At 75.3% G+C, this 5,675-nt stretch carries 5 protein-coding genes; all 5 read right to left on the bottom strand.

Annotated features, from left to right (window positions below):
* Nucleotides 1-194: 194 nt before the first annotated feature.
* A complete protein-coding gene (locus tag ABWK99_RS13015; RefSeq protein WP_372595130.1) occupies nt 195-1,541 on the bottom strand; it encodes a helix-turn-helix domain-containing protein in 1,347 nt (448 codons plus the stop codon).
* A 103-nt stretch (nt 1,542-1,644) separates the two neighbouring features.
* Complete coding sequence (locus ABWK99_RS13020) at nt 1,645-1,767, bottom strand: hypothetical protein (protein WP_372595131.1); 123 nt, start codon at nt 1,765-1,767, stop codon at nt 1,645-1,647.
* A gap of 265 nt (nt 1,768-2,032) precedes the next feature.
* Nucleotides 2,033-3,034: a DNA polymerase III subunit delta gene (holA, locus tag ABWK99_RS13025; protein WP_372595132.1), complete on the bottom strand. Its 1,002-nt coding sequence runs from the start codon at nt 3,032-3,034 to the stop codon at nt 2,033-2,035.
* The gene (locus tag ABWK99_RS13030) at nt 2,995-4,602 is read right to left on the bottom strand and encodes a ComEC/Rec2 family competence protein (RefSeq protein ID WP_372595133.1); all 1,608 of its coding nucleotides are present in this window, start codon (nt 4,600-4,602) and stop codon (nt 2,995-2,997) included. Before ABWK99_RS13030 ends, holA begins: the two co-directional genes overlap by 40 nt.
* Before the next feature lie 184 nt (nt 4,603-4,786).
* The gene (locus tag ABWK99_RS13035) at nt 4,787-5,653 is read right to left on the bottom strand and encodes a ComEA family DNA-binding protein (protein ID WP_372595134.1); all 867 of its coding nucleotides are present in this window, start codon (nt 5,651-5,653) and stop codon (nt 4,787-4,789) included.
* Between the last annotated feature and the right edge of the window lie 22 nt (nt 5,654-5,675).

Genomic DNA, 5,675 nt, shown 5'->3' on the forward strand with positions numbered 1-5,675 from the left:
CTCCCCCGACGGGGAGGCGCCCTCCTGTCGTCCTGCCGGGACAGCTCCGCCCGCGCTCCACGAGGAGCCGTTGGTCGGGAGATCCCCCGACGAGCTGCCCCTCGGGAGGTCGGCGCCCCCTGCGCGCCGACCTCACCGACGACGACCGTCCTGACCTCCCGGGCCGGTCCCGACCTCGGTGCGACCCTCCGCGCTCAGCGGTCGAAGCTCTCCTCGAAACCGACGGCGAGCGCCTGGCGGGTCGTGAGCGAGAACGTCGTCGGACGGATCCCTGCCTCGTCGAGCGCCGTCGCGTAGGCGCGGGACGCGGCCGGCGCGTCCCCGAGCTCGGCGAGCCGGTCGCCGAGGGAGCGCCACACCGACGCGGACTGCCGCCCGGCCGAGAGCATCGCCAGCCGGTCGGCTGCCCAGCGGTACTCGCCGAGCGCCTCCGGGAGCCGCCCCCCTGCCGCGAGGCAGTCGCCCAGCACGATGTGGGCGTCGCAGGCGTCGAACCCGGCGCCGTCGTCCAGGAGTGCGAGCCCCTCACGGGCGAGCGACTCGGCCAGGGCCACGTCGCCCAGCACGAGGTGCGCGCGGGCCGACTCGTAGCGGCAGCGGGCGATCTCGTACTCCGAGCCGACGTTGACGAGCCCCTCCGACGCCAGCCCGAGCTGCACGAGCGCGGCCTCGGCCTCGGGAGGGTTGGACCTCAGGAGGAGCCAGCCGTAGTGCAGGCGCAGGCGCGGGACGTCGCGGCTCGGGTCGCCCTCGCTGAGGTAGGCCAGCGCCCGCTCCGTGAGCCGACGGGCCTCGGCGAAGTCTCCGCGCCCCTCCGCCACGAGCGAGGCGTTCCAGTACACGCTCCCGCGGCCGCGGCGGGTGCCGTCCTTCTCGGCCATCGCAACCAGGCCGGAGGCGCGGTGCGCCGCGAACAGCAGGTCGCCGCGCTGGTAGTAGGACCACAGGACCGTCGAGGCGAGCCTGAGGTACTCGTCCGTGCCGGCGAGCCCGACGGGCTCGACCGCCGCGAGGATCTCGTCGCCGAGCTCGATGCTGTGAGCCAGGTCACCGGCCTCGTGGTAGATGCTGACCAGGTTCGTCGCGAGAGTGGCGACCTGGAGCCATCGGCCGGCCGCCCGCGCCTCGGCCAGCAGCGGCTCCAGCACCGCCACCGCCTCGGACATCTCGCCGAGCGCCTCGTGCGCCATCGCGAGGGCGAAGCGCGCCTCGGCAGCGTGCCGAGGCGAGATCGAGGCGATGTCGAGCGCGAGGAGCCGGGACTTCGCCTCCGCGGCGGACCCGTTGGCCAGGGCGAGACGAGCGAACCCGAGCTCGAGCCGCGCCTTCTCCTCGCTCGGGGCGTCGTCGCCGAACCGCAGGTACTCGGCCGTCGTGCCCAGCCGCGCGGCCAGCACGACCAGAGCCGCATCGGTCGGCGTCCGTCGGCCCGCCTCGATGAGCGAGACGTAGCTCGGCGAGAAGTCGTCACCGGCAAGAGCGGTCTGGGAGAGGCCGGCACGGAGCCGCTCGGCGCGCAGACGCTCGGAGAGATCAGTCACAAGGGCAAAGTCTACGCGTGACTTGCCTGTCATGACACCCCCGAGACACAGCCTTTCGGGTGATTCGCCGTCGGCTCCCGAGGGTCGGGCACCGACGGGAGACTCACTGCTTGCAGCAGCCCGTGCCGATGCTGACGGTGGCACCGGAGCCGGAGATCGGAAGGCCGAAGACGGCGAGTGCGACGGTGAGAACGGCGACGGTGGCGGGCTTCAGGATGCGGAACATGTCATCTCCTCAGAACGGGCTGTCACGGCTACTATGACAGAGGACGGCCGTGGCGACCAGCCACCGGCGCTGCCTTTGCCTGCGCAAAACCGGGATCAAGTGGGGCAATCCCCCCAGTTGCGGATGTGAGATGCATCACAGGGACCGAGTCGTTCATCGTGCCGACATCACCTGGTCACATGGATTGTGACGGCGCGGGCCGGAGCGACGGCAGGGGGAACGATGCAGCGCGGGACATCGCGCGACGGCGGCGTTCCGGGAGCGGCTAGCGTCGTGCCGCTGCCTCTGCGACCCGCAGAACGGCGCGCTCGACCGCGAAGACCGGGTCCCGCCCGGCACCCTTGACCTCGGCGTCCGCCTGCGCGACGGCGGCGATCGCGGCCGCGAGGCTCTCGGGCCGCCAACCACCGAGCTCGCGGCGCGCGCGGTCGAACTGCCACGGTGCCATCCCGAGCTCCGCGGCTCCGATCCCTCGACCGCGCGCCGCGGCCACCTTCGCCAGGATCCGCAGCCTCGCGGCGAGCGCGGCCACGACGGGGACCGGATCGGTTCCGGTCGCGAGGGCATGGCGCAGCAGGGCGACGGCCTCCCCCGGCTTGCCCTCGACGGCAGCGTCGGCCACGCGGAAGCCGCTCGCCTCCACCCGACCCCCGTAGTACCGCGCGACGACCTCGCTGGAGATCACCCCGGAGGTGTCTGCGACGAGCTGACGACAGGCGGAGGTCAGCTCACGGAGGTCGGCTCCGCAGGCCTCCACGAGCGCGCGCAGGGCCTCGGGCTCAGCCCGTCGTCGCGCCGCCTTGAGCTCGTTGCCGGCGAAGGCGAGCTTGTCCGTGTCCTTCTTCACCGGGTCGCAGACGACGACCACCGCTCCGGAGGCCCGGACGGCGTCCAGCACCTTCTTCCCACGGTTGCCGCCCCCGTGCACGAGGACCAGCACGACGTCGGGGTCGGGCCGGGTGACGTAGTCGAGGACGTCGGCGAAGGCGGCGTCGGTCGCCGTGTGCAGGTCCGCGAGCACGACGAGGCTCGACTCGCCGAACAGGGAGGGGCTCGCGGCCGAGCGCAGGAGCCCCGGCTCGTACCCGGGGCCCTCGATCCTGGAGACCTCGACCTCGGGGTCGTTCTCCCGCGCTCGCGCGACCACGCGTTCGACCGCTCGCTCGGCGAGGAGCCCTTCGGTCCCGGTGACCAGGACGACCGGTGCCGGTTCGACGGCGTCCCAGCTCACTGTCGACGCGGAGGGCTTGCGCGAGGCGGGGGGCACGGGACAAGCCTGCCACGCGACAGCCACCTCCCGATCCCCGTCCGCGCGGCTCCCCGCCGTCCCGCGCGCGCCCCGAACGACGGCCCGGTCGGCCACGCCCGGCGGGCCCCTTGCCGGGACGCCGACCGCAGGGCCCGAGCACGCAGGGCCCGAGCCACCAGGACCCACCCGAGCGCTGTCAGCGCCGCGAGGGCGACCGCGCCCGGGAACCCGCCGGTCCACCCGAGCCGCGCCCCCGGGAGTGCGGCGCACCGCACGGCCACGCCGGCGATCCACCCGGTGGCCAGCCCCGACCCGTGCGCGAGGACCTGCGCGGCCGTGGGCGAGAGCGGTGCGGCACCTGTCGCGAGCAGGCCGAGCACGGTGGCCGGGAGGACAGCCGGTGCGGCCAGGACGTTGGCGGGGACGGCCCACGACGAGAGCGCGGGATCGAGCAGCACGAGGATCGGGCCGCAGGCGCTCTGCGCTGCGAGGGGCACGGAGACGGACTGCGCGGCCCACCGCGGGAGGGCGGTCAGGGCTGCGGCCGCCGGGCCCGCGAGCAGCACGATCGCCGCCGTCGCGGCGACGGAGAGCAGAAAGCCGTAGGCCACTGCGAGAGCGGGGTCGACGACCAGGAGGACGACGACGGCGGCCGCGAGGGCCGGCAGGGCACTGGACCCGCGTCCGGCGAGGAGTCCGGCGACGCCGACCATGCCCATGAGTGCCGCCCGCAGCACGCTGGGCTCGGGGTGGACGAGGAGGACGAACGCGCCGACGGCGGTCGCGAGCAGCGCGGCGCGCAGGGTGCGCGGGGCGCGCAGCGCGGCGGCACCTGCACCGACGACGATCGCGACGACGGCCACATGGGTCCCGGAGACCGCGGTGAGGTGCGTCAGGCCGACGTCGAGCATCGCCTGCTCGACCTCGGCAGGGACTCGCGAGGTGTCGCCGATGGTCATCCCCGGGACGAGCCCTCTCGCCTGGGGCTCGAGACCGGCGGAGGCCGTGAGCAGTCCCCCGCGCAGGCGAGCGACCAGCGCGTCGACACCGACCGCCGGGCGCAGGACGGTCACCGTCCTGGCGGACAGGGCGCCGGAGACCCCCTGCACCGGCGTCTCCCCCAGGCGCCCGTCGATCCGGACCACCGCTCCCCGGACCCATCCGGGGCACGGCGCAGGGGCGGTGACCTCGAGCCGCGCGCCCACCGCCCTCGTCGTCCCCCGCGCGGTCACGCCCGACGCCGCGACGACGGCGCGGCATCGTGACGAGCTCGCGTCCCACGGCAGCGCAGCGACCTCGGCATCGGTGCGCAGGACGCCGACCGCGCGCACCACGGCGCGTTCCTCGCGCAGAGCATCCAGACCGCCGCGTGCCTCGGCCGTCGCGTGCGCGCCCGCGGAGGCGAGGACGGCCACCCCCGCTGCGGACGCGAGGAGGAGCGCTCCCCCGGCGGAGCTCCCTCGCCGCGGGCGGTGACGCACCACCAGGGCGAACGACACGGCAAGGAGAGGGACTGCCATCGCGAGCACGACTCCAGGGGCGCCGCCCGGAGCCGCTCCGTCGAACTGCTCCGGCGATCCGGCCACCGTGACCTCGTCGCCGGCAGCGCCGGACGCCAGGAGCGCGCAGCACCAGGCGACCAGCGCGGCCGGGACGAGCCGCAGGTCGAGCGGCCCGCGCGGCGTTCCGTCCGCAGGCCCCCGGGGACCGCGCAGAGACCCGTCAGCGGGAGCGCGCGGACCGCGAGCCCGCGGGCGAACCCGCGCCGGCTCAGACACGGACCAACCCGTCGAGTCCGGCGAGCAGGGCGGGGCCGATCCCCGGGACCTCGGCGAGCTCGTCCACACTCGAGAACCTGCCGTGCTCCCTGCGCCACTCCACGATCCGCTCGGCAAGGACCGGTCCGATCCGCGGCAGGGCCTCCAGCGCAGCCGCGTCGGCGCTGTTGAGGTCGAGCACACCGGGCTGCTCTGCCGCGGTCCCGTCGACGACCCCGGCGGGTTCCTGCTCCCCGAGCCGCGGCACCACGAGCTGTTCACCGTCCTGCACGGGACGGGCCAGGTTGACGCGCGCGAGGTCCGCTTCCGCGAGGGCCCCGCCTGCCGCCGCGAGGGCGTCGGCCGCGCGGGCACCCTGGGCCAGCACGACGACGCCCGGCACCTGTACGGCGCCGACCACGTGCACGACGAGCTCCTGGGTCGGCGCTGCGGTGGTCGACCCCGCGTCGCCCTCCGCGGAGGTGCCCGTCACCCGGGCAGCCTCACCGGTGGAGACGAGCACCTGCGGGCCGCGCGACGCCGTGCTGGTCGCCACTGCGCCGGCGAGCGCGAGCAGCACGAGGGAACCCGCCGCTCCGGCGCGTAGCGACAGGGCCCAGCGCCGCGCGGGCGGGACCTCCCGAAGGGGTGCGCGCTCGGCGACGAGCGCGTCCCTGCGCAGGGCGAGGAGCTCGGCGCGGGCAGCCCGGGCCCGGGCTCCCGCGAGGAGCACGGCAGGCGCGTCGACCGGCGCATCCTCGTCGGGCGCGCGTGACGGGCGTGCGCGATCCTCGGCCCGTCCGGGGCCACCCGCGCTCCCGGCCGGACCGGCCGAGAGCATCGCGTCGAGACGCGAGCTCCCGGGCCGGTCGAAGGTCACATCCGGACGCTAAGAGTCGCGA

The sequence above is a fragment of the Actinotalea sp. genome, from assembly GCF_041597215.1.
Taxonomy (GTDB): Bacteria; Actinomycetota; Actinomycetes; order Actinomycetales; family Cellulomonadaceae; genus Actinotalea.

What these genes read in the sequence shown, in the direction of transcription:
- ABWK99_RS13020 (WP_372595131.1), bottom strand. Translation starts at nt 1,767, where the DNA reads ATGTTCCGCATCCTGAAGCCCGCCACCGTCGCCGTTCTCACCGTCGCA.